The organism is Pseudoduganella flava (assembly GCF_007830495.1).
Classification (GTDB): domain Bacteria; phylum Pseudomonadota; class Gammaproteobacteria; order Burkholderiales; family Burkholderiaceae_D; genus Rugamonas; species Rugamonas flava.
Genome location: NZ_VLKW01000003.1, coordinates 430,701 through 456,088 on the forward strand (window position 1 = coordinate 430,701; position 25,388 = coordinate 456,088).

General features: G+C 65.9%; 18 protein-coding genes. 9 read left to right on the forward strand and 9 right to left on the reverse strand.

The features are described from left to right. Positions 1-253: 253 nt before the first annotated feature. Both IP92_RS10100 and parC read left to right on the forward strand, forming a co-directional pair. Positions 254-2,251 carry a DNA topoisomerase IV subunit B gene (locus tag IP92_RS10100; RefSeq protein WP_145874415.1) on the forward strand — a complete coding sequence of 666 codons (1,998 nt, stop codon included), beginning with the start codon at positions 254-256 and terminating at the stop codon, positions 2,249-2,251. Positions 2,252-2,263: 12 nt separating this feature from the next. Beyond that, the gene (parC, locus tag IP92_RS10105) at positions 2,264-4,603 is read left to right on the forward strand and encodes a DNA topoisomerase IV subunit A (protein ID WP_145874416.1); all 2,340 of its coding nucleotides are present in this window, start codon (positions 2,264-2,266) and stop codon (positions 4,601-4,603) included. A gap of 267 nt (positions 4,604-4,870) precedes the next feature. Here parC and IP92_RS10110 read toward each other — a convergent pair whose 3' ends face one another. After that, complete coding sequence (locus tag IP92_RS10110) at positions 4,871-5,356, reverse strand: hypothetical protein (protein ID WP_145874417.1); 486 nt, start codon at positions 5,354-5,356, stop codon at positions 4,871-4,873. Positions 5,357-5,474: 118 nt separating this feature from the next. Next, positions 5,475-6,884, reverse strand: coding sequence for an IgA Peptidase M64 (locus tag IP92_RS10115; RefSeq protein ID WP_145874418.1), 1,410 nt, complete (start codon positions 6,882-6,884; stop codon positions 5,475-5,477). 107 nt (positions 6,885-6,991) lie between these two features. On the opposite strand from IP92_RS10115, the gene IP92_RS10120 reads away from it, so the two are divergent. Together IP92_RS10120 and IP92_RS10125 are read left to right on the forward strand one after the other, a co-directional pair. Continuing rightward, positions 6,992-7,600: a sigma factor gene (locus tag IP92_RS10120; protein WP_145874419.1), complete on the forward strand. Its 609-nt coding sequence runs from the start codon at positions 6,992-6,994 to the stop codon at positions 7,598-7,600. Beyond that, positions 7,597-8,304: an anti-sigma factor gene (locus IP92_RS10125; RefSeq protein ID WP_145874420.1), complete on the forward strand. Its 708-nt coding sequence runs from the start codon at positions 7,597-7,599 to the stop codon at positions 8,302-8,304. The genes IP92_RS10120 and IP92_RS10125 overlap by 4 nt, the downstream gene beginning before the upstream one ends. 28 nt (positions 8,305-8,332) lie before the next feature. Here IP92_RS10125 and IP92_RS10130 read toward each other — a convergent pair whose 3' ends face one another. The 4 genes from IP92_RS10130 to IP92_RS10145 form a co-directional block, all read right to left on the reverse strand. Then, on the reverse strand, positions 8,333-9,592 hold the full coding sequence (locus IP92_RS10130) for a cyanophycinase (RefSeq protein ID WP_145874421.1): 1,260 nt from the start codon (positions 9,590-9,592) through the stop codon (positions 8,333-8,335). Positions 9,593-9,601: 9 nt separating this feature from the next. Continuing rightward, positions 9,602-12,316 carry a TonB-dependent receptor gene (locus tag IP92_RS10135; RefSeq protein WP_145874422.1) on the reverse strand — a complete coding sequence of 905 codons (2,715 nt, stop codon included), beginning with the start codon at positions 12,314-12,316 and terminating at the stop codon, positions 9,602-9,604. A 170-nt stretch (positions 12,317-12,486) separates the two neighbouring features. After that, positions 12,487-12,915 carry a GNAT family N-acetyltransferase gene (locus tag IP92_RS10140; RefSeq protein WP_145874423.1) on the reverse strand — a complete coding sequence of 143 codons (429 nt, stop codon included), beginning with the start codon at positions 12,913-12,915 and terminating at the stop codon, positions 12,487-12,489. Continuing rightward, positions 12,912-13,442, reverse strand: coding sequence for a hypothetical protein (locus IP92_RS10145; RefSeq protein WP_145874424.1), 531 nt, complete (start codon positions 13,440-13,442; stop codon positions 12,912-12,914). Before IP92_RS10145 ends, IP92_RS10140 begins: the two co-directional genes overlap by 4 nt. A 115-nt stretch (positions 13,443-13,557) precedes the next feature. Between IP92_RS10145 and argH the strand changes: the two genes are divergently transcribed. From argH to IP92_RS10160, 3 genes are all read left to right on the forward strand, one after another. Next, a complete protein-coding gene (gene argH, locus IP92_RS10150; protein WP_145874425.1) occupies positions 13,558-14,955 on the forward strand; it encodes an argininosuccinate lyase in 1,398 nt (465 codons plus the stop codon). 76 nt (positions 14,956-15,031) lie between these two features. Beyond that, positions 15,032-15,604: a TRAP transporter small permease subunit gene (locus tag IP92_RS10155; protein WP_145874426.1), complete on the forward strand. Its 573-nt coding sequence runs from the start codon at positions 15,032-15,034 to the stop codon at positions 15,602-15,604. 10 nt (positions 15,605-15,614) lie between these two features. After that, entirely contained in the window at positions 15,615-17,285 is a 1,671-nt protein-coding gene (locus IP92_RS10160) for a TRAP transporter large permease (RefSeq protein WP_145874427.1), read from the forward strand. Positions 17,286-17,424: 139 nt separating this feature from the next. Here the strand turns inward: IP92_RS10160 and IP92_RS10165 are convergent, their stop codons facing one another. Further along, positions 17,425-18,081 carry a hypothetical protein gene (locus tag IP92_RS10165; protein ID WP_145874428.1) on the reverse strand — a complete coding sequence of 219 codons (657 nt, stop codon included), beginning with the start codon at positions 18,079-18,081 and terminating at the stop codon, positions 17,425-17,427. A 598-nt stretch (positions 18,082-18,679) separates the two neighbouring features. Here IP92_RS10165 and IP92_RS10170 point away from each other — a divergent pair. Together IP92_RS10170 and IP92_RS10175 are read left to right on the forward strand one after the other, a co-directional pair. Next, positions 18,680-21,223 carry a M4 family metallopeptidase gene (locus IP92_RS10170; protein WP_145874429.1) on the forward strand — a complete coding sequence of 848 codons (2,544 nt, stop codon included), beginning with the start codon at positions 18,680-18,682 and terminating at the stop codon, positions 21,221-21,223. Positions 21,224-21,487: 264 nt separating this feature from the next. Further along, entirely contained in the window at positions 21,488-22,696 is a 1,209-nt protein-coding gene (locus IP92_RS10175) for a M24 family metallopeptidase (RefSeq protein WP_145874430.1), read from the forward strand. Here the strand turns inward: IP92_RS10175 and paaZ are convergent, their stop codons facing one another. Together paaZ and paaY are read right to left on the reverse strand one after the other, a co-directional pair. Further along, the gene (gene paaZ / locus IP92_RS10180) at positions 22,697-24,748 is read right to left on the reverse strand and encodes a phenylacetic acid degradation bifunctional protein PaaZ (protein WP_145874431.1); all 2,052 of its coding nucleotides are present in this window, start codon (positions 24,746-24,748) and stop codon (positions 22,697-22,699) included. It lies immediately after the preceding gene. 21 nt (positions 24,749-24,769) lie between these two features. After that, complete coding sequence (gene paaY, locus IP92_RS10185; protein WP_145874432.1) at positions 24,770-25,384, reverse strand: phenylacetic acid degradation protein PaaY; 615 nt, start codon at positions 25,382-25,384, stop codon at positions 24,770-24,772. Between the last annotated feature and the right edge of the window lie 4 nt (positions 25,385-25,388).

Genomic DNA, 25,388 nt, shown 5'->3' on the forward strand with positions numbered 1-25,388 from the left:
GCGCAGGCGCCGATCAGGGCGACAAAAACGATATCCATCGCTTCCCTTTCAGTGTGTTGTGACGGGGATGAGGTTATCGATGGGCACCTAAAAACGGGGTAAAGACTTGTGGGCAGGGTGTAAACAAGGTATAAAAACGGCCTTTCCACTGTATATTCATACAGATGTTCCGCTGAAGGCTTGCTTTCGGGCCGGTCGGCTCGGATAGAATGCGCAGGCATCCGGACTAACCCACACCAGCAATATTTACAGTATGGCCACGAAAAAACCTGTTCCCGACTACAGCGAATCATCGATCCGCGTCCTGAAAGGGCTGGAACCCGTCAAGCAGCGCCCGGGCATGTACACCCGCACCGAGAACCCGCTGCACATCATCCAGGAGGTGATCGACAACGCGTCGGACGAAGCGCTGGGCGGCCATTGCCGGAACATCGTCGTCACGCAGAATGCGGACGGCAGCATCACCGTCGAGGACGACGGCCGCGGCATCCCGGTCGGCCTGCACCCCGAGGAAAACGTGCCGACGGTGGAAATCGTCTTCACCCGCCTCCACGCGGGCGGCAAATTCGACAAGGGCTCGGGCGGCGCGTATGCGTTCTCGGGCGGCCTGCACGGCGTCGGCGTCTCCGTTACCAATGCGCTGTCGAAGCGCCTCGAAATCAATGTGTGGCGCAAGGACGACAAGGGCAACGGCTACCACACGATCGCGTTCGAGAACGGCGACCTGGTGCAGCCCCTGACATCCGAAGCGGCACCGAAGGACGGCAAGAAATCCGGTACCCGCGTCACCGCGTGGCCCGATCCGAAGTATTTCGACTCGCCGCTGATCTCGCAGGTCGAGCTGCAACGCCTGCTGCGCTCGAAGGCCGTGCTGCTGCCGGGCGTATCCGTCACGCTGAAGAACGCGAAGACGGGCGACGTGCAGACGTGGCAGTACAACGACGGCCTGCGCGGCTACCTCACCGAGGCGCTGGCGCAGAGCGGCAACGGCGAGACCGTCGTGCCGCTGTTCGAGGGTGAGCAGTTCGCCGGCCCGGACGCGGAAGGCTTCGCCGAGGGCGAAGGCGCGTCGTGGGTCGTCGCGTGGACGGAGGAAGGCGGCATCATGCGCGAGTCCTACGTCAACCTGATTCCCACGCCGAACGGCGGTACCCATGAATCGGGCCTGCGTGAAGGCTTGTTCGGCGCGATGAAGAATTTCGTCGAGCTGCACTCGCTGCTGCCGAAGGGCGTCAAGCTGCTGCCGGAGGACGTGTTCGCGCGCGCCTCGTTCGTGCTGTCGGCGAAGGTGCTAGACCCGCAGTTCCAGGGCCAGATCAAGGAGCGCCTGAACTCGCGCGACGCGGTGCGCCTGGTGGCCACGTTCGCCAAGCCGGCGCTGGAGCTGTGGCTGAACCAGCACATCGACTGGGGCAAGAAGCTCGCCGAACTGGTGATCAAGCAGGCCCAGTCGCGCCTGCGCTCGGCCCAGAAGGTCGAGAAGAAGAAATCGTCAGGCGTGGCCGTCCTGCCGGGCAAGCTGACCGATTGCGAATCGACGGACGTATCGCGCACGGAGCTGTTCCTTGTCGAGGGCGATTCGGCGGGCGGCTCGGCGAAGATGGGCCGCGACAAGGAATTCCAGGCGATCCTGCCGCTGCGCGGCAAGGTGCTGAACTCGTGGGAGACGGACCGCGACCGCCTGTTCGCGAACAACGAGATCCACGACATCGCCGTGGCGATCGGCGTCGACCCGCACGGCGTCGGCGACAACCCGGACCTGTCGAATCTCCGCTACGGCAAGATCTGCATCCTGTCGGACGCGGACGTGGACGGCTCGCACATCCAGGTGCTGCTGCTGACGCTGTTCTTCCGCCACTTCCCGAAACTGATCGAGAACGGCCATATCTGCGTGGCGCGCCCGCCTTTGTTCCGCGTCGATGCGCCGGCACGCGGCAAGAAGCCGATCCAGAAGCTGTATGCGCTGGACGACGGCGAGCTGACGGCGATCGAGGACAAGCTGCGCAAGGATGGCCTGAAGGAAGGCAGTTGGTCGATCTCCCGCTTCAAGGGCCTGGGCGAGATGAATGCCGAGCAGCTGTGGGAAACGACGATGAACCCGGACACGCGGCGCCTGCTGCCGGTGTCGCTGGGCGACTTCGCGCACACGGAGGCGGCCGCCCGCTTCAACATGCTGATGGGGAAAGGCGAAGCCGCCGCCCGCCGCGCATGGATCGAAGAACACGGCAACGAAGTCGAAGCAGACATTTAATCGGAATACGTTATGACGCAAGCAAACCTCTTTGACGAACCGCAGCCCGACAACTCGGGCAACGGCAACGGCGGCGACGGCGGCGAAACGCTGACCCTCTCCACCTTCGCGGAACGGGCCTATCTCGACTACGCGATCTCCGTGGTGAAGGGCCGCGCGCTGCCGGACGTGTGCGACGGCCAGAAGCCGGTGCAGCGCCGCATCCTGTACACGATGAACGAGTTGGGGCTGAACTCCAGCGCAAAGCCGCGCAAGTCGGCCGCCGTGGTCGGCGACGTGCTGGGTAAATTGCACCCGCACGGCGACCAGTCCGTGTACGACGCGCTGGTGCGCATGGCACAGGACTTCTCGCTGCGCTACCCGCTGATCGACGGCCAGGGCAACTTCGGTTCGCGCGACGGCGACGGCGCCGCCGCGATGCGGTACACGGAAGCGCGCCTGACACCGATCGCCAGGCTGCTGATGGACGAGATCGACCAGGGCACCGTCGACTTCATCCCGAACTACGACGGTTCGACGGAAGAACCGGCGCTGCTGCCGGCGCGCCTGCCGATGGTGCTGCTGAACGGCGCATCGGGCATCGCCGTGGGTCTCGCCACCGAGATCCCGTCGCACAACCTGCGCGAAGTGGCCGATGCGACGGTCGCGCTGATCCGCAATCCGAAGCTGACGCACGCCGAGCTGATGACGTTGATCCCCGGCCCGGACTTCCCGGGCGGCGGCCAGCTGATCACGCCGGCCGCGCAGATCGCCGACATGTACGCATCGGGCCGCGGCTCGATGAAGGTGCGGGCGCGCTGGAAGATCGAGGAACTGGCGCGCGGCCAGTGGCAGGCCGTCGTCTACGAACTGCCGCCGGGTACGTCGGCGCAGAAGGTGCTCGAGGAAATCGAGGAGCTGACCAATCCGAAGGTCAAGCTGGGCAAGAAGACGCTGTCGCCGGAACAGCTGGCGTTGAAGGCGATGGTGCTGGGCGCGCTGGACACGATCCGCGACGAATCCGGCCGCAATGCGCCGGTGCGCCTCGTGTTCGAACCGAAGTCGAAGAACCAGGACCAGAACGAGTTCATGCTGATGCTGCTGGCGAATACGTCGCTGGAAACGTCGGCACCGATGAACCTCGTGATGATCGGCGGCGACGGCCGGCCGCGCCAGAAAGGCGTGCTCGACGTGCTGTCCGAGTGGATCGCGTTCCGCTTCGCGACCGTCACGCGGCGCACGCAGCACCGGCTGGCGAAGGTGGACGACCGCATCCACATCCTAGAGGGCCGCCAGACCGTCCTGCTGAACATCGACGAAGTCATTCACATCATCCGCAATTCGGATGAGCCGAAGCAGGCGCTGATCGCCCGCTTCAACCTGTCCGACCGCCAGGCCGAGGACATCCTCGAGATCCGCCTGCGCCAATTGGCCCGGCTGGAAGCGATCAAGATCGAGCAGGAACTGGCCGAGCTGCGCAAGGAAAAGCAGACGTTGCAGGACGTGCTGGACAACCCGTCTTCGATGAAGCGCCTGATCATCCGCGAAATCGAAGCGGATGCGAAGCAATACGGCGATGCGCGCCGCACGGTGATCGAGGAAGCGCAGAAGGCCTACATCGAACAGAAGATCGTCGACGAACCGGTCACCGTGATCATTTCGCAGAAGGGCTGGGTGCGCGCCCGCACCGGCATCGGCCACGACCGCGGCCAGTTCACGTTCAAGGCCGGCGACGCGCTGCACGACGCGATCGAATGCCGCACCGTCGACACCTTGCTGGGCTTCGGCGACAACGGCCGGGTGTACTCGGTGCCGGTGGCCGCGCTGCCGAACGCGCGCGGCGACGGCGTGCCCATCACGACCTTGGTCGACCTGTCCGGCGGCGCGCGCCTGCTGCACTACTACGCGGGGCCGGCGGCGACGCAATTGCTGCTGGCATCCGACGCGGGCTTCGGCTTCATCGCCAAGGCCGGGGACATGGTGAGCCGGCAGAAGAGCGGCAAGTCGTTCATCACACTGGACGGCGACGCGAAACCGCTGGCACCGACGATCGTCGTGCCGGATGCTTCGGCAATCGCCGTCGTCTCCGAAAAGGCGCGCCTGCTGGTGTTCGGCATGGACGAGATGAAGGTACTGTCGAACGGCGGCCGCGGCGTGACGCTGATGGAACTGGAGCCGAAGGAAAAGCTGGTGGCGGCGTGCGCGATCACGCAAAAAGGCGTCACCGTGCTGGGCACCGGCAACGCCGGCAAGGCGAAGGAAGAGCGGATGACGCCGCACGCGCTGGCCGAAGGCGAGCACTTCGGCAAACGCGCCCGCAAAGGCAAGCCGATGCCAACGCGCATCAAGCCGACGGGGTTGGTGCCGAACTAAGCACTTGGGTTTGAATGACGTTCGCGGGCCGTCATCGTCAAAGCTAACCCCAATGCAAACCCTGGGGTCAGACCCGCCGGGGCGTAGCAGGGGTTTCGGGGAGCGCTGCTCCCCGCCTGCGCAGCGGTGACGGCTTGCAAGCCGTCACTCCTTCCTGACCCCGGCTTCTGCCTCTGGTTTGAATTGACGCCGTTGGCTCGCTAGCTTCAGCCGTATAAAAGCCGCCGCCCGGCATGCCGGGACGGCGGCTTTTTCACGTGCGCGGGATTAGTGCTTCGCGGCTTCTTTCTTCACGTCGGCATTGGCCTTGGCGACGGCTTCCTGGGTTTTCGCGGAGGCCAGCGCTTTTTCCTTGTCGGCTTCCGCCATTTCCTTCGCTACTTTCTCGTTGGCTTTCGCATCGGCCTTGGCGGCTTTTGCGTCGGCCTTGGCGATTTTCTTGTCGGCCTTGGCTTCAGCCTTCAGCTTGTCTTCGGCATCGGCGTCGGCCACTTTCTCGTTGGCTTTCGCGTGCTCCTTGTCGGCCTTGGCGTGGGCCTTCGTCATCTTCTTGTCGGCCTTGGCCTGGGCTTTCGCGACGTCCTCGTCAGCCTTGGCGACTTCCTTCGCTTCCTTGCGCTGTGCCTTGGCGATGTCCTGCTGGGCTTCGGCCTGGGCCTTCGCGACGTCGTTGTTGTTGGCCGTCGTGGCGGTCTGGGCGTAAGCGGTGGTGGCGAAAGCGGCGGCGATCAGGGTTGCGAGCAGTTTGTTCATGATGGGTACCTTTCAAGTGGTTTTGGTTTCTGTTTCGTTCTTGTCACGTGACCAGAATAAAGTTTCCAAACGCCACCCACCGTGCGCTACCGCACCTTGAAACATCCCGTTACCTCCGTTACTTTTGTTCCTTCGTCCGGGAATACAGGTCGATCGTCTGCCCGATCGCTTCCGCGCACACGGCGCAGAACGCATCGCTGCGGTCGAACATCAGGCATTGCTGAGCAGGCCGGTAATAGCCCGTCGCCTCGTAGTTCGCGCCTTCGAACGCGCCGACCGCATGCGCGTGCGGCGCGCGCGCGAACAGCGCGCTGGTCCACGCCAGGTCTTCCTTGAACAGCTTGCTCATCTCCCCTTCCGGCCGGTTTTCCTTGCGCAGCTGCGCACGGATCTTCTGGTACTCGCGCGAATGCGCCTCGTACTCCGCCTTCGGCCATGGCGTGGGCAGCGGCGTGCCCGACGTGACGTGGCGCAGCCATTTCGGATGGACGGGGTCCGCCGTCGCATTCGGTTCCCACGGTTCGGGCCGGCCGCTGGCGGCCTGGTAGGCGACCGGCGACGTGTAGTACTCGTCCGCCAACCCGGCGAAGTGGTGACCGAATTCATGCACGAACAGGTAGTTGGCCCAGTCGTTGTCGGCCGCCGCGGTGCTGAACTGGCCGTAGATGCCGCCCCCGCCATACGTATCGTTGTTGACGAGGATCTCGATGAATTCATACGGCGCGTACTGGGCGATGTCGCGCAGCGCGCGATTGTCCGTCGTCAGCACATAGCGCTCGCTGCCGAAGATGTCGTAGCGCGTGTTCAGCGGCGACGCGTGGTGCGTGTGCGTCGACGGCCGGCTGATGCCCGATTCCTCCGTTGGCACCGCCAGGCCCCACACGTTGAAGTCCTGCGCCCGCTCCTTGAACGGCGACACGGCAAACAGATGCTCGGCCAGGCGCTTCGCCGTCTTCTCGAACTTGCCCAGTTCAGCGCGCGTGTAGCCGTCGCCGATGATCAGCAGGTCCACCTTCCGCGGCGACGGCCCGGAGACGCGCAGCGGGATCGGCTTCGCCGGCGCCGGCGGCTGCTTGCGCACGACGTCCAGCGCGTCCGGGTCCACCTCCACGCTCCATACGACCGAAAACTGGTTGCGCTCGTCGCGCTTGAGGATGCGCACCTTCACCGGTGCGGCCGGTTGCGGGAAGCGCACGGATTCGCCGAACGCACGCGTCAGCTTGCCCGCTTCCTCGGTGCTCTTCCATTCGCCGAACACGGTCGAGAAGCCGCGCGAATACAACAGCTTGCCCGTCTTCGCGTCGACCACCTCCACCATGTTGACGCCGCGGTTCGTATCGTCCAGGGTGCGGGTCATGTCGCCCGGCCACGGCAGCGGTTCGACGACGACGCGGTCGATCGCATACTGCTCGGACAGCGCATTGCCGCTGTGGATGTAGTCGAGGCGCATCGTAGCGGGCTGCGCGGCCAGCACGCCGGTGGCCCAGGCCAACGCCGCGGCGGAGAGGATAGTGGAAGACAGGCGCATGAACGCTCCAGGCTGACGAAGAGCGCCTATTGTAGCGAAGGGCAGCCTTGCCGCACCGCCTGAACCGGGTTAATCTGTACATTACAAAATCTGCAACGAACGCCGCCGTGCCCGACGATAACCGCCCCGATGCCGAACAGCTGCGCGACTGGCTGCTCGCCACGGCCAACCGCGATACCCGCGCCTTCCACGCCCTGTACGACGCCACCGCGCCGCGCCTGTTCGGCTTCGCACTCGGCATGCTGGGCCGTCACGCACTCGCGGAGGAAGCGCTGGAGGATGCCTTCGTGACGATCTGGCACGCGCCCGACCTGCGTGCGGCCGCAGCGGACGCGCCGTTCGCATGGATGGCCGGCATCGTGCGCGACCGGGCCATGGCCATCCTGCAGCGCGCCGGCCCGGCGCAGCCCGACCCCGCCATGGCTACGGGTCTCAATGCGCCGCTCGATGCGCGGCTCAATACCCTCCTTGATGCGCTGGAAGACCCGATCCCATCGTCCGATACGCGCTACTCGCCGCCGGCGCGCGAACTGGCCTTCTGCATGGCGCAGCTGGAAGGCGGCCAGCGCCGGGCGATCGGCCACGCGTTCTTCCATGCACTGCCGCCCGGCCCCATCGCCACACGGCTCGCACTGCCCACGGCCAGCGTGAAACCGTGGATCCGCCGCGGCCTGGACCAGCTGAAGCACTGCCTCGGGCGCGCGCAGGAGCGATGATGCGGCGCACCGACCCGCAGCTGCGCGACCAGCTCGCTGCCGCCTATGTGCTCGGCACGCTGCACGGCCATGCCCGCCGGCGCTTCGAGGGCTGGCTGCATGGCGACGCGGCACTGCGCGCCTGCGTCAGCCAATGGCGCGCGCGGCTGCTGCCGCTGGCCGAATTCGCGCCGGCGCGCATGCCGCGCGAGCGCGTCTGGCGCGGCATCGAAAGCCGCCTGCGCCTGCAGGCGCCGGGGCGCCGCTGGCAGTTCTGGCGGCGCGACCCGCTGCAGTGGTGGAAGATGCTGGCGGTGACGGCGGCGGGGGCCGCGGCCGTGCTGGCCCTCGTTCTCGCATTGGCGCTGCAAGCGCGCACGCCGCCCGCCGATACGTTTGCCGCGCTGGCGGACGAGCGGGGCCGGCCCGCGCTGCTGGTGACGGCCGACCGCGGCAACCACCAGGCCACCGTGCGGAGCCTGCACCAGATCCCGGTGCCCGACGAACTCACGTTGCAGCTGTGGGCGATCACGCAGCAAGGCACGCCCCGCTCGCTCGCGCTGCTGGACGAACGGGGCACCGCCACGTTCGCCCTGAACGAGCGCGCGTTCGGCAGCGACGTGGCGCTGCTGGCCGTCAGCCTCGAACCGAAAGGCGGTTCGCCGAATCCCGCCGCCCCCGCGGGGCCCGTGCTGTACCGGGGCGGCTGGGTACGGCCGTTCTGACGTCAGCGGTGCTGTCCAGCGGTACTGATCAGCGATACTTGTACAGCGGCCGCGGGATATCGATCGGCCGCACGTCGAGCCGGATGTTGAGCACCGAGTAGGCCTCGGCCACGCTGGAGATGTAGCCCACGCTTTCCGGCGTTTTCGTGAAGCGGAACTCGAAGCCGACTTCCGGCGCGGTCGAGCGGGGATTGCCGGCGGCGATGCCGATCGCCTCCTCCTGGTCGCTGTCGATCAGCCGTTCCATGATGTTGACGACGGCGCTGTTGCCGAGGATGTCGTTGGTGTACACGGGACCGCGCAGCGCCGGGCGTTGCGGGTCGAGCCGGCCGCCCGCCTTGTCCGGCGACGGCGTGAAGCTCTGCGTGATGATGTTGAACTTGTCGCCCCGGTCCAGGTAGCTGAGGCGCACGTTGGACACGTTGAAGTCCGGCTTCGTCTTGTCCACCACCACGTGCGACAGGTCGATCAGCAGCGCGCCCGTGTAGCCGATCACTTCGACCTCGCGCTTGCCGTTGATGACCATCGCGCTGTCCTCGTCCACGCCCAGGCCCAGCTTGTAGTTCTTTGCCAGCATGGCCGGGATCATCCGCGCGAAGCGGCCCCGCACCAGCAGGTGCTGGTCGATGAACACGTCGTCGCCGACGAAGCCCAGGCCCGGCGCGATCTCCTGGCCGTCCGTGACGCCGGTGCGCAGCATCGCCAGGATCGCCTTCGGGTTGTAGAACATCGTGCTGCTCATGATGGCGGCGCCGGCGCTTGACCCGGCCACGACACCGCCGCGGCGGTACACGTCCCACACCGCTTCCAGCACGGCGGTGCGGGTGCCGTCCTCGCGCACCAGCGCCTGCGTGATGCGGCTCTGGTCGCCGCCGGCGAAGTACACGCCGTCGGAGTCGCGGATTTTCTTCGCCAGCGCCACGTCGTCGGCCGCCTTGCGGTAGTCGCTGTCGGCAAGGCGGATCGCCACCGGCACGGCGAATGCGTCGGCGCCGTACTTCTTCAGGTAGCCGATGATGCTTTGCGCGGCCCGCTCCGGGCTGCCGGAGGCGGACGGGAACACGGCGATGCGCGCGCCCTTGCCGCCGGCGAGGTTGACGATCTTGCCCCATACGTCAGCATTGTCGCCGCGCAGGCCGCCGCCGATGATGACCAGCGAACCTTTCGGCGCGGACGCCGGCGGCTTCACCTGCTCGCTGCGGACCGGATCAGGCGTCTGCGCCTGGACGGCGCCGGTCAGCACGGCCAGCGCCAGCGACAGGGCCAGGGACGGGGCAAGCTTCAACATGGATCCTCCTTACTTGAATGCGTAATTGACGCTGGCGTAGTAGCGGCGCCCGCGCGGGTCGGTGTAGGTCGGGTCGTAGCCGGACAGGAAGTGGTACGCCTGGTTCGAATACGGCGGGCTGCGGTCGAACATGTTCTGGATGCCGGCGCGCACGCGCAGCGCACGGGTGGCCTGCCATGCGGCCGACATGTCCCACAACGCGTACGACGACACGTGATTCGGTTCGACCACCGTGCCGGTGTCGGTGTTGATCGCCGAATTCTGGTCTTCGTACGACGACGAGAACGTGTTCGACAGGCTGGCCGAGAATGGGCCCTTCTCCCAGTCGAACGTGATCGTGTGGCGCCAGCGCTGCACGACGCCGTCCGTGACGAAGCGCCCGAGGTTGCTGACGAACGGGTCGCCGGGCGCCGTCTGGATCTTCGAATCGAGCACGTAGGTACCCGTCAGGCGGCCGCCGAAGCGGCCCACCGGCGTGTCGACGCCGTGCACGTCGAGCACCAGGTCGATGCCGCTGGCCACCTGGGCGCCGCGGTTTTCCTTGTGCAGCTCGATGTAGTCGATCTCGTTGTCTTCGTTGCGGTGCACGAGGTCGCCGTACTTGTCCAGGTTGGCGAGAATGATGTCGTCGCCGATCTCGCTGATCAGGTTCGTACGCTTGATCTTCCAGTAGTCGATGCTGGTCGTGATGTGCTGCGTCGGCTCCAGCACGGCACCGAACGAATACTGGCGGCTGCGCTCGGGCCGCAGGTTCGGGTTGCTGTAGCGGCGCGTATCCCAGTTGTTCGCGCAGTCTGCGTAATTGAAGTCGACGGTCGCGCAGTAGACCGGGTCGGGCAACGTCGCCGTCGAGCTGTACACGGTCGGGCGGTACAGGTCAGTCATCGACGGCGCGCGGAAGCCGCGTCCCGCCGATGCGCGCAGCATCGCCCACTTCACTGGCGTGAACGACAGGCCCGCCTTCGGGCTGAACGCCCCGCCCACCGCTTCGTAATGGTCGTAGCGTGCCGAGAGCTGCGCCTGCCAGCCCTTGGCGAACGGCGCCTGCACCTCGCCGAACACGGCGGCCACCTTGCGGCTGTCGTGCGTGGCGCGGCCACCTTCCGGTGCGAAGTCGTCGTTGATGTTGTCGGACATGAGCAGTTCGGACGGCGTGAAGTCCGTCTTCTCGCGCCGCCATTCGCCGCCCAGCGCCACGGCCAGGTCGCCACCCGGCAGCGCCATCAACGTGCGCGAACCCTTGAAGTCGACCGAATCCATCACGCCCTTCGCGTAGCGCACCACGTCGTTGACCTGGATACGCTCGAGCAGCGCGCGCCCTTCCGCGCTGGACGGACCGAACGGGTTGATCAAGCCGGCCGAGATGCCTTCCAACAGTTCGTTGTAGAGGATGTAGCCATGCGTGTCCTTGTCCTTCACGGTGTTCACGCTGTGGTTGTAGGCCACGTCGTAATCCCACGCGCCGAACGTGCCCGTCACGCCGACCACGTAGCGCTGGCCGACGCTCGTCAGCTCGCTGGTACGGTTGCCCGCTTCCAGCAGGCGCATGCGCAGCTGCAGCATGCGGTCGCCGTCTTCCGAATTCTCGAGGCCCGTGCCGGCCAATGCAGGCACCAGGCTGTAGTCGATATCCCCGGTGACGCGGGCCGACGAACCCACGTAGTTCGTGCGCGCCCGGCTCAGCACCACTTCGCCGTACAGCTGGTGGCCGCCGCCCAGCTCCAGCACGCCGCGCGACAGGAAGCTTTGCTTGTTCGACTTCGGGTACAGCTCCGTGTCGCGCATGTAATCGTAGGTACAGGCATCGACCCCGCCCGTGCCGGCCGGCAGGTACAGGTTGGCCGGCGGATTACATTGCGGGATCGACAGGTTGATCGTGCGGTTCGTCAGCTCGCGGCCGTTCAACGTGAAGCCGATCGAATTGAGGTAATCGCGCTGGTCGCCGGACAGGCGGATGTTGGCCGGGCTGGTATAGCCGGACAGCAGGTGACCCAGCCGCTCCGGGATGCGCAGTTCGCCGATGAACTTGCGTTGCGACGAGCGCAGCGCCTGCGTCTCCTGCGCATCGAATACGGCGAACACGTTGTAGCCGTCCTTCTGCAGGTCGCCGATGCCGCCGCTGAGCGTGGCCTGCCGCTTGGCCGCGCCGCCTTCGTCCGTGCCGCCGCCATAGGCATTCAGTTCGATGCCCTGGAAGTCCTTGCGGGTGATGAAGTTGATCACGCCGCCGATCGCGTCGGTGCCGTACAGCGCCGACGCGCCATCGAGCAGCACTTCGACGCGGGCGATCGCGGCGGCCGGGATGTTGTTCAGGTCGACGCCCGTGTCGTCGCCCGGCGACGCGAAGTTCGCCATGCGGCGGCCGTTCAGCAGCACCAGCGTCGACGACGTGCCGATGCCGCGCAGGTTCGCGCTGTTCAGACCGCGCTGGTCGACACCGCCCACGTTGATCGACACGCCGTCGGTCAGCCCGCCCACGTTGGCGGCGATGCGGGTCATCAGCTCGGCCGCCGTCGTGACGCCGGCCTTGTCGATTTCCGCCCGCGTGATCACCTGCACCGGCAGCGGCGTTTCCGATTCGATCTGCTTGATCGCGGAACCCGTGATCGTCACGCGCGGCACGACCGGCGCGATCGCGGTGTCCTGTGCGTAGGCGCCGTGCACCGCGAGCGCCAGCAAGCCGGCGGCGGACAACGACAGGTTAATTTTACGACGCTTGTTCATCCCTGCTCCCGTTCTGATAGTTATTGCCAAGTTGGCCTGCCTGCAACTCTACGCAGGTCAGCGGCAAAGCTCAATCGAACGAGGGCAGAACCGTAGCGGCAGGGATACGATTTCGCCGCGGTGCGGCGAAATCGAACAACGGTCACGGCATCGTTCACTGAATAATGTGCTTACGCGCCCTTCCTGTAGATGTCCGGGAAGTTCCGTTCCATCAGCGCCTCCGGCTTCGCGGGCGCCGCGAAGCCATAGCGCTCATACAGCCAGGCCGCCGTGCTGGTCGCGAGCATGAAGCGGCGCAGGCCCTGCAGCCGCTGGTCGGCCATGATCACGTCCATCAGCAGCTTGCTGTAACCCTTGCCCTGGTGGGCCGGCAGCACGAACACGTCGAGCAGGTAGGCAAACGTGGCCTGGTCCGTGATGACGCGGGCGAACGCCACCTGTTCGCCGTCCACATAGCCGCCGTAGCACAGCGAATGCGCGATCGAGCGCTCGACGGTGGCCAGCGGAATGCCGAGGGCCCAGGTGGACTCCTCAGCCAGGAAACGGTGGATGCGCGCGACGTCCAGCCGCGTTTTATCGGTATCGACGACAAACATCATTGCTCCTTCAGATAGCGTTGCGGCAGCGGGTTGCGGTCCGTCTCCGCCTGCCACACGAGCGATTGCACCCACCAGCGCTGGCCGTCCTTGATCAGCTGGATGCTGTTGATCCCGCGCTGGAACGGCCTGGCTTCGGCCTGTGCGTGGCGCGACTCGTAAGTGGAGAACACGTGCGCGATCTGGCCGAACTGCTCGCTCTTTCTCGTCAGCTCCGATTCGAAGAAGCCTTCCTTCTCGAACAGCGGCGTCACGCGCGCGATGTAGTCGTCCACCGTCAGCACGCGCGTGTTGAACACGCCTTCCTTGTTCTGGCCGTGCACGATCATCCGCCCATCGGACCGGAACAGGCCGCGCAGCCGCTCCCAGTCGCGCGGCTTGCCGGCCGGGCCGGAGATCGTGTCGTACAGCGCGGCGATGACGCCGTCGACGGTGGCGACGTCGGCCGGCTTCACCTGGGCCAGCGCAGCGCTCGGACACACGGCGGCCCAGGCGCCCAGCAGCGCGAACAGCATCAAGGACTTCCTCATCGCTCCTCCCATGAATAAAACACAACGATAGCACCGTGGCTTGCACGGGGCGAGCAAAAGGCCGCCGCGCGGCAAACGTTGTTTATAATCGGTAAATTACTGGGACCCCTTCATCATGACTGAACAACTCTCCAAAAAAGGCGAGGCCTGGTCGGCCCGCTTCTCCGAACCCGTCTCCGATCTCGTCAAGCGCTACACCGCCTCCGTCTTCTTCGACAACCGCATGGCCAAGGCCGACATCGAAGGCTCGCTGGCGCACGCTGAAATGCTGGCGGCGCAGAACATCATTCCGGCGGCCGACCTGGACGCGATCCGCCGCGGCATGGCCCAGATCTCTCAAGAGATCGAATCCGGCAAGTTCGAATGGCTGCTGGATCTGGAAGACGTGCACCTCAATATCGAGAAGCGCCTGACGGAGCTGGTGGGCGACGCCGGCAAGCGCTTGCACACGGGCCGCTCGCGCAACGACCAGGTGGCCACCGACATCCGCCTGTACGTGCGCTCGGCGATCGACGACATCACGGGCCTGCTGCACCAGCTGCGCAGCGCGCTGGTCGACCTGGCCGAGCAGCATGCGGACACCATCCTGCCCGGCTTCACGCACATGCAGGTGGCGCAGCCGATCACGTTCGGCCATCACATGCTGGCCTATGTGGAGATGTTCGGCCGCGATGCAGAGCGGATGGCCGACTGCCGCAAGCGCGTCAACCGCTTGCCGCTGGGTGCCGCCGCGCTGGCCGGCACGACGTTCCCGATCGACCGCCTGCGCGTGGCGAAGACGCTGGGCTTTGACGACGTGTGCCACAACTCGCTGGACGCCGTGTCCGACCGCGACTTCGCGATCGAATTCACGGCGGCCGCGTCGCTGATCATGACGCACGTGTCGCGCATGTCCGAAGAGCTGGTGATCTGGATGAGCCCCCGCGTGGGCTTCATCGACATCGCCGACCGGTTCTGCACGGGCTCGTCGATCATGCCGCAGAAGAAAAATCCGGACGTGCCGGAACTGGCACGCGGCAAGACGGGCCGCGTGTACGGCCACCTGATGGGCCTTCTCACGCTGATGAAGGGCCAGCCGCTCGCCTACAACAAGGACAACCAGGAAGACAAGGAACCGCTGTTCGACACGGTCGATACCGTCGTCGACACGCTGCGCATCTTCGCCGACATGGCCGGCGGCATCACCGTGAAGCCGGAAGCGATGCGCGCCGCCGCGCTGCAGGGTTACGCGACGGCCACCGACCTGGCCGACTACCTCGTCAAGAAGGGCCTGCCGTTCCGCGACGCGCACGAAGCCGTCGCGCATGCGGTGCGCACCTGCGTCGACGCCAATTGCGACCTGGCCGACCTGTCGCTGGAGCAGTTGCGCGCCTTCTCGCCGCTGGTTGGGGAAGACGTGTTCGCGGTGCTGACACTCGAAGGTTCCGTCGCGGCGCGCGACCACGTGGGCGGCACGGCGCCGAACCAGGTGCGCGCGGCGATCCAACTGGTACGGGAGCAGCTGAAGATGTAAGCCCGGGCCCTTCGTCACGTGCATCCCCCGGCGCCAACGCAGCGCCACCTATCAAGGTAAGGAGACAACGATGTTCATGGCAGTATCCCGGGCAATCGACAAACTGAACGACAGGATCGCGGCGACGGTGGCATGGGCCCTGCTCGCCGCGGTACTGATCTGCGCGATCAACGCGCTCGTTCGCTATTCGCTCAATATGAGCTCGAACGCGTGGCTGGAGGTGCAGTGGTACCTCTTTGCCGCCGTGTTCCTGCTCGCTTCCCCCCACACGTTGCGGCGCGACGAGCACGTGCGCATCGACGTGATCACCGGCCGCTTCTCCCGCCGCACGCAGGTCATCATCGACCTGTTCGGCTACTTCGTGTTCCTGCTGCCGATCTGCGGCGTGATCCTGTATTACGGCATTCCGTTCGCACTCGTGTCGATCCGGAGCGCCGAGATGTCCAGCAACGCTGGCGGCCTGATCGTCTGGCCCGCCAAGCTCCTCGTGCCCGTCGGCTTTGCGCTGATGATCCTGCAGGGCCTGTCGGAGGCGATCAAGCGCATCGAATACCTGCGCGGCCGCCTGGACGCCAGCGCTTTCGCGAAGCACGCCGCCTCGCCGCAGGAAGAAATCGCCGCGATCAAGCAGGCGAACCGCATCGACTGACGGGAGACGCATGGAAGCCTTCATCATTGCCAATATCGCGCCGATCATGTTCGGCGTGCTCGTACTGTTCCTGCTGTCCGGGTTCCCCGTCGCGTTCGCGCTGGCCGCCAACGGGCTGTTCTTCGGCTTGGTCGGCGTCGAACTGGGTTTGCTGAAACCGGAACTGCTGCAAGCCCTGCCCAACCGGATCTTCGGTATCATGGCCAACGACACGTTGCTGGCCATCCCGTTCTTCACGTTCATGGGCCTGATCCTGGAGCGCTCCGGCATGGCCGAGGACCTGCTCGACACGATTGGCCAGCTGTTCGGCCCGATTCGGGGCGGTGTGGCGTATGCCGTGATCTTCGTCGGCGCGCTGCTGGCCGCGACGACGGGTGTGGTGGCCGCGTCGGTGATCTCGATGGGCCTGATCTCGCTGCCCGTGATGCTGCGCTACGGCTACGACAAGCGGCTCGCGGCCGGCGTCATCGCCGCATCGGGCACGCTGGCGCAGATCATTCCGCCATCGCTCGTGCTGATCGTGATGGCCGACCAGCTGGGCCGCTCCGTCGGCGATATGTACAAGGCCGCGTTCATCCCGGGCCTGCTGCTGACCGCCATGTACGCGGGCTACGTGCTGTCCGTCTCCATCTTCAAGCCCCATCACGTGCCGGCGCTGCCGCCGGAGGCGCGCAACCTGCGCGAGCCGAACGGCGACTCGGGCGTGCGCTCGCTGCTCGTGCTGCTGGTCGCCGCGGCCGGCGCCGCGTTCGCCTTCGCGCACTGGTACGAAGCGGGCCACCCGGATGCGCATGCGGACGAGGTAGGGATCTTCTCGGCCGGCCTGGCCATCATCGGCGCGTTCGCGTTCGCGCTGGTCAACCGCTATGCGAAACTGGGCCTGCTGTCGCGCATGGCGGAAAAGGTCGTGTTCGTGCTGATTCCGCCGCTGGCGCTGATCTTCCTCGTGCTGGGCACGATCTTCATCGGCCTGGCCACGCCGACGGAAGGCGGCGGCATGGGCGCTCTGGGGGCCGTGATCCTGGCGGTGCTGAACCGCCGCCTGAACCGCGACCTGCTGACGCAGGCGCTGATGTCGACGACGCGGCTGTCGTGCTTCGTGCTGTTCATCCTGATCGGCTCGACGGTATTCGCGCTCGTGTTCCGCGGCGTGAACGGCGACCTGTGGGTCGAGCACCTGCTGACCAGCCTGCCGGGCGGCGAGACGGGCTTCCTGATCGCCGTGAACATCCTGTTCTTCGTGCTGGCATTCTTCCTCGACTTCTTCGAACTGGCGTTCATCCTTGTGCCGCTGGTGGGCCCCGTGGCCGAGAAGCTGGGCATCGACCTGATCTGGTTCGGCGTGCTGCTGGGCGTGAACATGCAGACGTCGTTCATGCACCCGCCGTTCGGCTTCGCGCTGTTCTACCTGCGTTCGGTGGCGCCGAAGGAAGTGAAGACGTCGGACATCTACTGGGGCGCGATCCCGTTCGTCTGCATCCAGGTCGTCATGGTCGCATTGATCATCGGCTTCCCCCGCCTCGTCTCCGTCGAGACGCGCACCGACATGAAGGAAGACGTGGAGCTGAAGATCGAGGCCCCGGCCGACTATGGCGCACCGGCGCAGGAGTCGAAGGACGAGGCGCCGGAGTTGAACTTCTCGACCGACGAGGACGAGAAGACGCCGACGGAGAAGAAATAACGGAAAGTGACAGGTTCCTGCGTGCGGGCTAGGCGTGTCGAACTTCAACCCAGAAGCAACCCCTGGGGTCAGACCCGGCGGGTCTGACCCCGGCATCTGCCGTTGGGTTTAGCTTGGGCTATCGGCGCGCGAACGGAGGTCAATGCGTGACCAGCGTCGCCAGCACCGAAAACGCGGCCGCCGTCTGGTCGCGGTCGAGGATCAACGTCAGTTCCGAATGCGTGGAGATCAGGTTGACGAGATTGACCTTGTCCCACGCCAGCTTCTTCAGGATCGCGTGGTAGATGCCGGGCGTGCGCACGGAGTCGTGCGTCAGTTGCAGCGTGACCGCGTTCAGGTTTTCCAGCCGCGCCGACAACGTCTCGCCTTCGAACACCTCTTCCACCAGCGGGATCAGCGGGCGGCTGCAGATCACCATTGCCTCGTTGACGCCGCGCGTCACGGTGAGGAACATATTGCGCTGCCGGCCGTGCTGCGCCAGCAGGCGGCGGTGGCATTCGTCGGTGTGCTCCGACTCGCGGTAGGTCAGCTCGACGAGATCCGTGCGCGCCGTCAGCTGGCCCGTCTTCTGCGCCAGCACGATCTCCTGTGTGCCCTGCTCGGGCAGGCGCTCCGACACGCGCCGCAGCGCCATCACGACGGCGGCCTGGCCGACCGGCTTCCACAGGTCGTTCTCGAGCTGCGGCTGCAACTGGCGCGCGAGTTCGGAAAGGTTGATGAGGCCACGGCGCAGCCCTTCGCTGAGGAAGGGCGAGTCCATGACGATGCGTTCCACTTTGGTAGCGATCGACAGCATAGCTCATTGCCCGCAAGGGCACTCCATGAATAGGTCATACGCCGCTCCACCGCGGGCAGCGGGCGCAGGCGCTGTTGGGATGGTCAGGATGCACACGGCAAGGCCGTGCGATGAGACGCTGCCTATATGGGTGGCGCGTGATGCGGGGCTTGAGAAAAGCGAACGTGCAGGCCTGGTTCCTTGATCATGATTCGTCCCTGAAGTTTGCCTCAGCGCTTGATTTTCTGGCGTGTTGTACCTACCCGGCTGCGCTGTTTTATATGAGCCCGTCGGGCATGCGTGGCCGTCCGGTGCCACTGTAGTGTACGGCCCAAGATTCATCTGGTGCAACCTGCGCACGGCCGAAATGTTGCATGTGCGCTGAAAAGCCCGGCCCGTTGCCGGCAGCCGACATGAGGGCGCAATCGTGCGCCACTTTCGCGCCGATCACGCTATGCGCGCGGGCCGTTTACGCGGGGCGCTGTCTCATTTTTAACAAAACGCCGCAGCCAGACTCATTTGCGAAGATTTTTGACAGCGGAAATGTGAAACGCATAACGTCGCGATCACCCGCGAAAACAGCGGACCCGCCACTTCACTTTCCACCATTGGAGAAGAGATGAACCTTCGCATGACCTTACTCGCCGCCGTCGTCGCGGCACTGCCGTATGCCGGCGCAAGCGCCCAGACCGGCGCCATGCTTCCTGAAAGCCTGATGGCTGCACCCGCCCAGGAAATGAGCGCCACCGTCAAGGCGAACCTGGAGAACCGTCTCGCCGCGCGGCGCGCCGCCGCCGGCCTGGACGAGGACCACGGCTTCATCGTCAGCAAGCAGCAGCCGGGCGAACGCGGCACCCGCATCACGCGCGCCCAGCACACGTGGAAAGGCCTGCGCGTGTTCGGCTCCGAATCCGTCGTCGTCACCGACGACAACGGCGAGATCATCAGCGAGTCCGCATCGGAGCGCCGCAATGGCCTGGACGCGTCGCGCGCCGCGGCCGCGACGGGCAAGACGGCACCGGACGTGACGCCGACCGTGGCGAAGGAAGATGCGATCGCCAGCGTCGTCAAGCGCGTCGCACCGGTGGGCGTGCATCGCTGGAAGCCGGAAGCGGAACTGCTGATCTACCCGGTGATGAAGACGGTGCGCGTGGCGGGCGCCGAGAAGAAGGCCGAGAGCGCGCTGAACGCGCTGGACGTCGAGGAAGTCGTCGACCATTACGAGCTGGCCTACCTCGTCAAGACGCGCATGGCGAGCGGCAAGCGGCTGATCTACCGCGACACGATCGTCAATGCCCACACGGGCGCCGTGATCGCCGAATGGGATGCGCTGCAATCGGTCGTCGGCTCCGGCAAGAGCCAGTACAACGGCACCGTGCCGATCAACACGACGCTGGTCGGCAGCACCTACCAGATGCTGGACAGCACCCGCGGCGTCGGCGGCAAGTACGGCGGCATGGCGATCACCAACGCGAATCACAGCCCGGAATCGAACCCGAACCCCGGCACGATCTACACGAACAGCACCAACACCTGGGGCGATGGCCAGCAGTACATCAATGGCGGCAGCACGACCAACGCGAACGGCCAGACGGCGGCGGTCAACGCGCTGTGGGGCCTGATGAACACCTACGACGCGATGAAGAACGTGCTGGGCTGGCAAAGCCTGGACGGCAACAACACGTCGACCTACATCGCCGTCCACGTCGACAACCAGTACGACAACGCGTTCTTCGAGCCGGGCTGCAAGTGCATGTACATCGGCGACGGCGGCACTTCGTTCTACAACCTGGGCTCGATCGACGTGATCGGCCACGAGATGCACCACGGCGTGACGGATGCGACGTCCAACCTCACGTACTCGGGCGAATCGGGCGGCTTGAACGAATCGTCGTCGGACATCGGCGGCGAGATGACGGAAGCGTATGCGCGCGCCGGCGGCACCGGCAGCGTGATCCCGGCCACCGGCAACGACTGGGTGATGGGCCGCGAGATCAGCCGCAGCGGTTCGCCACTGCGCTATATGTACAAGCCGAGCAAGGACGGCCAGAGCCCGAACGCGTGGAGCACGTCGCTGAAGAACCTGAACGTGCACTACAGCTCCGGCCCGAACAACCGCATGTTCTACTTCCTGTCGCAAGGCTCGAACTCGTCGTCCTCCAGCGACTACTACAGCCAGTACCTGAACCAGCAGCCGCTGGCGATGACGGGCATCGGCAACGACAAGGCGTTCCGCATCTGGTTCCGCGCCAACACGCAGAAGTTCACGTCGTCGACCAACTACGCCGACGCGCGTAACAAGATGGTCACCGCGGCCGAGGAACTGTATGGCGTCGGCAGCAAGGAAGCAACCGCCGTCAAGCGCGCCTATGCCGCGATCAACGTCGGCACCGACGTCCCCGAGACCGCGGGCGGCACGGCGCTGTCGATCACGACGCAGCCGGCCAGCATCACCGTCGCGCCGGGCGGCACCGCGACGTTCACGGTCGGTGCAAGCGGCGGTACCTCGCCGTACAGCTACAAGTGGTATAAGAACGGCTCGCTGATCAGCGGCGCCACGTCGGCCACCTACTCGTTCGCCGCGCAATCGACCGACAACGGCGCCGTGTTCAAGGCCACCGTGACCGACTCGGCATCGTCGCCGGTGACCGTCACGTCGGGTAACGCGACGCTGACCGTCAGCACGACGGGCGGCGGCAGCACGGAGCGCGTGACGAACGGCGGCTTCGAATCCGGCACGACCGGCTGGGCCGGCACGACGGGCGTCATCGGCATGTTCACGGGCCAGACCGCGTACGAAGGCACCCGCTACGCCTACCTGGGCGGCAACGGCAGCACGGCAACGGAAACGCTGACGCAGGACATCACGATCCCGTCGACCGCGACCTCCGCCACGATGACGTTCGCGCTGCACATCGACACGGCCGAATCGGGCTCCACCGCATACGACAAGCTCGTCGTGGCAGTGAAGAACACGTCCGGCACGACCTTGGGCACGCTGGCAACGTACTCGAACGCCAACGCCGCCTCCGGCTACCAGGTGCGCACGTTCAACCTGACCGCGTACAAAGGCCAGACGGTCCGGCTGTCGTTCGCAATGACGGAAGACAGCTCGCTGCAGACCTCGTTCGTCGTCGACAAGGTGAGTGTCGTCACGCAGTAACACCTTTCGTTGCAAACCCGCTGGGGACTGTCCCTCGATTCTGGAAATATTTCCAAAATTCGGGGACAGTCCCTCCCCGGCAAAGCAACGGTTTATCCGGCATTTACAAGGGCTGATACGTGCTGCATCAGGCAGAACGTCGTAAGCCCGCAACATCGACCGATGGGGACTGTCCCTCGATTTGGGAAATATTTCCAAAAACGAGGGACAGTCCCCAGATTTTGGAAACATTGCTAAGATGCCCGTTTTGTGGAAGGAGCGGGCATGGCTATTGGTGGGAAGACGATCGACGAAGCACTGGCCGCGCTGGCCGATATGACGGCCGGCGCGCAGCCGATCGGGCGGGATGAGCATCTTGCCCGCATCGCGAAGGCGCAGGCCTTCATGCGGGCGCAGGGCATCGCGGCCGTGTGGCTCAACGCCGGCACCAACCTCCTCTACTTCACCGGCACGAAATGGCACCCCAGCGAGCGTATGGTCGGCGCCGTGCTGCCGGCCGACGGGCCACTCGCCTATCTCGCCCCCGCCTTCGAGGAAGACACCCTGAAGGACTTCATGCTCGTGCAAGGCCCCGTCCACACGTGGCACGAGCACCAAAACCCGTGCGCGCTGTTCGTTGACGTGCTGGCGCGGCTCGGCATCCATGCCGGTGCGCGCATCGGCATCGACGAGAGCACGCCGTTCTTCACGGCCGACGGCATCCGCCAGCTCGCGCAGGGCTACACGCTGGAGAACGCGAAGAGCGTGACGGCGCACTGCCGCACGCGCAAGTCGCCGGCCGAGATCGCGCTGATGCAGCGCGCCAAGGACATGACGCTGGCCGTCCACGTCGCCACCGCAAGCATGCTCCGCGCCGGCATCACGACGAAGGAAGTGGAGGAGTTCATCGACCGCGCGCACCGCAAGGTCGGCGCCGCCGGGTCGTACTTCAAGATCGTGCTGTTCGGCGCCGCGACGGCGTTCCCGCACGGCGTGTCGTACGTCCGGACGCTGAAGGACGGCGACGTCGTGCTGATCGACACCGGCTGCAAGCTGCACGACTACATCTCGGACATCACCCGCACCTACGTGTTCGGCACGCCGACCGCGCGCCAGCGTGAAGTATGGAATGCGGAGAAGGCGGCGCAGCAGGCCGCGTTCGATGCGGCGCAGCTGGGCGTGCCATGCGAGGAAGTCGACGCGGCCGCGCGCCGTTCGCTGGAGGCCGCCGGCTTCGGCCCCGGCTACAAGCTGCCCGGCCTGCCGCACCGCACGGGCCACGGCATCGGCCTTGACATCCACGAATGGCCCTACCTCGTCGGCGGCGACAAGACCCCGCTCGACGTCGGCATGTGCTTCTCAAATGAGCCGATGATCTGCGTGCCGGGCGAGTTCGGCATCCGCCACGAGGATCACTTCTACATGACGGAAAACGGGCCGCGCTGGTTTACCCAGCCGGCCCGCTCGATCGAAGATCCCTTCGGCCAGGCCTGATCAGGCCCGCTTCGCCACCAGGGTCAGGATGTCGTAACTGGCCACCAGCTCGTCGCGCTGGTTCGTCACCTGCACGTCCCACGCGACGACGCCCTGGCCCACGCCGCGGTGGTCGGTGCGGTTGCGGTCGACCTTGCGTTTGCACGTGAGGCGCGCGCGGATCGTGTCGCCGATCGCCACCGGGGCCACGAAACGCAGGTTGTCGAGGCCGTAGTTCGCCAGCACGGGGCCCGGTGCCGGCGACACGAACAGCCCTGCCGCCGCCGACAGCACGAAGTAGCCGTGCGCGATGCGCTGGCCGAACTGCGTGTCCTTCGCGGCGATGTCGTCGAAGTGCATGTAGAAGTAGTCGCCCGACACGCCCCCGAAGTTGACAATGTCCGCCTCGCTCACCGTGCGGCGGTGCGTCAGCAGCGAGTCGCCCACGCGCAGGTCCTCGAAGTGCTTGCGGAACGGGTGCACTTCCGACTCGACGACGGCACCGCCACGCACGTACTCGCCCGTGATCGCGGACAGCATCGTCGGCGAGCCCTGCACGGCGGTGCGCTGCAGGAAGTGCTTGACGGCGCGGATGCCGCCCAGCTCCTCGCCGCCCCCCGCACGTCCGGGCCCGCCGTGCTTCAGCTGCGGCAGCGGCGAGCCGTGACCGGTCGAATCGACCGAGGCTTCGCGTTCCAGCACCAGCACGCGGCCGTGATGCGCGGCGGCGATCGGCACCGCATAGGCCGCCGTCCGCGGATCCTTCGTCACCAGGGTCGACACGAGGCTGCCCTTGCCGCGCGCGGCCAGTGCCAAGGCTTCGTCGATGCCGTCATACGTCATCAGCGTGCTGACGGGGCCAAATGCTTCGACGTCGTGCACCGCGTCGTTCTCCATCGCGTTGCGGCACATGACGAGCGTCGGCGCGAAGAACGCGCCGTCGTGCACGCCGTCGCCGACCAGCTTCAATTCTTCCGGCCGGCCGTAAATCAGTTCGTTCCCCGCCAGCAGGCGGTCGACCTGCGCGGCCACGTCGCGCTGCTGGTCCTTTGACGCCAGCGCGCCCATGCGCACGCCTTCGATCGACGGGTCGCCCACCGTCACCTTCACCAGCCGCTCGCGCAGCCGCTCGGCCACCGCTTCGGCCTGCGTGCGCGGCACGATGATGCGGCGGATCGCCGTGCACTTCTGGCCCGCCTTCGCCGTCATCTCACGCGCCACTTCCTTGACGAACAGGTCAAACTCGGGATCATCCGGCGTGACGTCGGGTGCCAGGATCGCGCAGTTCAGCGAATCAGCTTCCGCCGTGAACGGCACCGAGTTGGCGATCAGGTTGCGGTTCGCGCGCAGCTTCGCGGCCGTGTCGGCCGAACCGGTGAACGTGACGGCGTCGAACCCGCTCAAGCGGTCGAGCAGGTCGCCCGTGCTGCCGATCACCAGTTGCAGCGCGCCGTCCGGCACCAGGCCGGAAGCGTGAATCATCCGCACCAGCGCCTCGGTGACATAGCTCGTCGCGGTGGCCGGCTTGCCGATGCATGGCATCGCCGCCAGGAAGCTGGGTGCGAATTTCTCCAGCAAGCCCCAGATCGGGAAGTTGAACGCGTTGATGTGCACGGCCACGCCGCCGCGCGGCACGAGAATGTGCGTGCCGGAGAACCCGCCGCGCTTCCCGAGCGGCATCGCGGGGCCTTCATGCAGCACGTTCGACGACGGCAGCTCGCGGCTGCCGATGCTGGCATACGCGTACAGCGTGCCGATGCCGCCCTCGACATCGATCCAGCTGTCCGGCCGCGTCGCGCCCGTGTAGCGCGAGATCTCGTACAGCTCTTCCTTGCGCTCCATCAGGTAGGCCGCCAGCGCTTTCAGGCGCGCGGCACGCTGCTGGAAGTCGAGCGCCATCAGGCTCCGGATGCCAGTCTTGCGGCCGTAGTCCAGCACTTCGGCGAAATCGATCGTCTCCGCATGCGTGTGGTAGATCAGGCTGTTGTTCAGCGCGCTGTGCAGCGGCTGGTGCGCCGTGCCGCCGTGCCAGCGGCCGGCGATGAAGCTCTGTAACGTAGCTGGCGTGGACATGTGTCCCATCTTCGTCTCCAATCAGTTCTGGTTCGCGTTCTTGTGCACGTGCAGCGGCACCGAGCTTTCCCATTGCATGCGCTGCCGGTCCGGTTCCACTTCCGTCAGTGCTTCCACTTCGCGCATCGTCGCCAGCGAGCGTTCCGCCAGCTCGTGGTATTGCGCGGTGCCGACGTTCTTCCATGCGATCTCCGCATCCGTCACGTCCCGCACGATGCGGGCGGGCGTGCCCATCACCATGCTGCGCGGCGGGATCGCCATGTTCGCCTTCACGAAGCTCATCGCCGCGACGATCGACTCGCAGCCGACGACGGCGTTGTCCATCACCACGGCATTCATGCCGACGAGCGCATTGCGGCCGATCCGGCAGCCGTGCAGCACGGCGCCATGGCCGATGTGGCCATCGACCTCGACGACCGTATCAGAACCGGGGAAGCCATGCATCACGCAGCCGTCCTGCACGTTCGCGCCCTCTTCCAGGATCAGCCGGCCGAAGTCGCCCCGCAGCGACGCGCACGGCCCCACGTAACAACGCGGGCCGACGATCACGTCGCCGATCAGCACGGCCGTCGGGTGCACGTAGGCGGTCGGATGCACGACCGGCTTGATGCCGTTGATCTCGTAGACTTTGACCATCGTC

What these genes read in the sequence shown, in the direction of transcription:
- IP92_RS10100 (WP_145874415.1), top strand. Translation starts at nt 254, where the DNA reads ATGGCCACGAAAAAACCTGTTCCCGACTACAGCGAATCATCGATCCGC.
- parC (WP_145874416.1), top strand. Translation starts at nt 2,264, where the DNA reads ATGACGCAAGCAAACCTCTTTGACGAACCGCAGCCCGACAACTCGGGC.
- IP92_RS10110 (WP_145874417.1), bottom strand. Translation starts at nt 5,356, where the DNA reads ATGAACAAACTGCTCGCAACCCTGATCGCCGCCGCTTTCGCCACCACC.
- IP92_RS10115 (WP_145874418.1), bottom strand. Translation starts at nt 6,884, where the DNA reads ATGCGCCTGTCTTCCACTATCCTCTCCGCCGCGGCGTTGGCCTGGGCC.
- IP92_RS10125 (WP_145874420.1), top strand. Translation starts at nt 7,597, where the DNA reads ATGATGCGGCGCACCGACCCGCAGCTGCGCGACCAGCTCGCTGCCGCC.
- IP92_RS10130 (WP_145874421.1), bottom strand. Translation starts at nt 9,592, where the DNA reads ATGTTGAAGCTTGCCCCGTCCCTGGCCCTGTCGCTGGCGCTGGCCGTG.
- IP92_RS10135 (WP_145874422.1), bottom strand. Translation starts at nt 12,316, where the DNA reads ATGAACAAGCGTCGTAAAATTAACCTGTCGTTGTCCGCCGCCGGCTTG.
- IP92_RS10140 (WP_145874423.1), bottom strand. Translation starts at nt 12,915, where the DNA reads ATGATGTTTGTCGTCGATACCGATAAAACGCGGCTGGACGTCGCGCGC.
- IP92_RS10145 (WP_145874424.1), bottom strand. Translation starts at nt 13,442, where the DNA reads ATGAGGAAGTCCTTGATGCTGTTCGCGCTGCTGGGCGCCTGGGCCGCC.
- argH (WP_145874425.1), top strand. Translation starts at nt 13,558, where the DNA reads ATGACTGAACAACTCTCCAAAAAAGGCGAGGCCTGGTCGGCCCGCTTC.
- IP92_RS10155 (WP_145874426.1), top strand. Translation starts at nt 15,032, where the DNA reads ATGGCAGTATCCCGGGCAATCGACAAACTGAACGACAGGATCGCGGCG.
- IP92_RS10160 (WP_145874427.1), top strand. Translation starts at nt 15,615, where the DNA reads ATGGAAGCCTTCATCATTGCCAATATCGCGCCGATCATGTTCGGCGTG.
- IP92_RS10165 (WP_145874428.1), bottom strand. Translation starts at nt 18,081, where the DNA reads ATGCTGTCGATCGCTACCAAAGTGGAACGCATCGTCATGGACTCGCCC.
- IP92_RS10170 (WP_145874429.1), top strand. Translation starts at nt 18,680, where the DNA reads ATGAACCTTCGCATGACCTTACTCGCCGCCGTCGTCGCGGCACTGCCG.
- IP92_RS10175 (WP_145874430.1), top strand. Translation starts at nt 21,488, where the DNA reads ATGGCTATTGGTGGGAAGACGATCGACGAAGCACTGGCCGCGCTGGCC.
- paaZ (WP_145874431.1), bottom strand. Translation starts at nt 24,748, where the DNA reads ATGTCCACGCCAGCTACGTTACAGAGCTTCATCGCCGGCCGCTGGCAC.
- paaY (WP_145874432.1), bottom strand. Translation starts at nt 25,384, where the DNA reads ATGGTCAAAGTCTACGAGATCAACGGCATCAAGCCGGTCGTGCATCCG.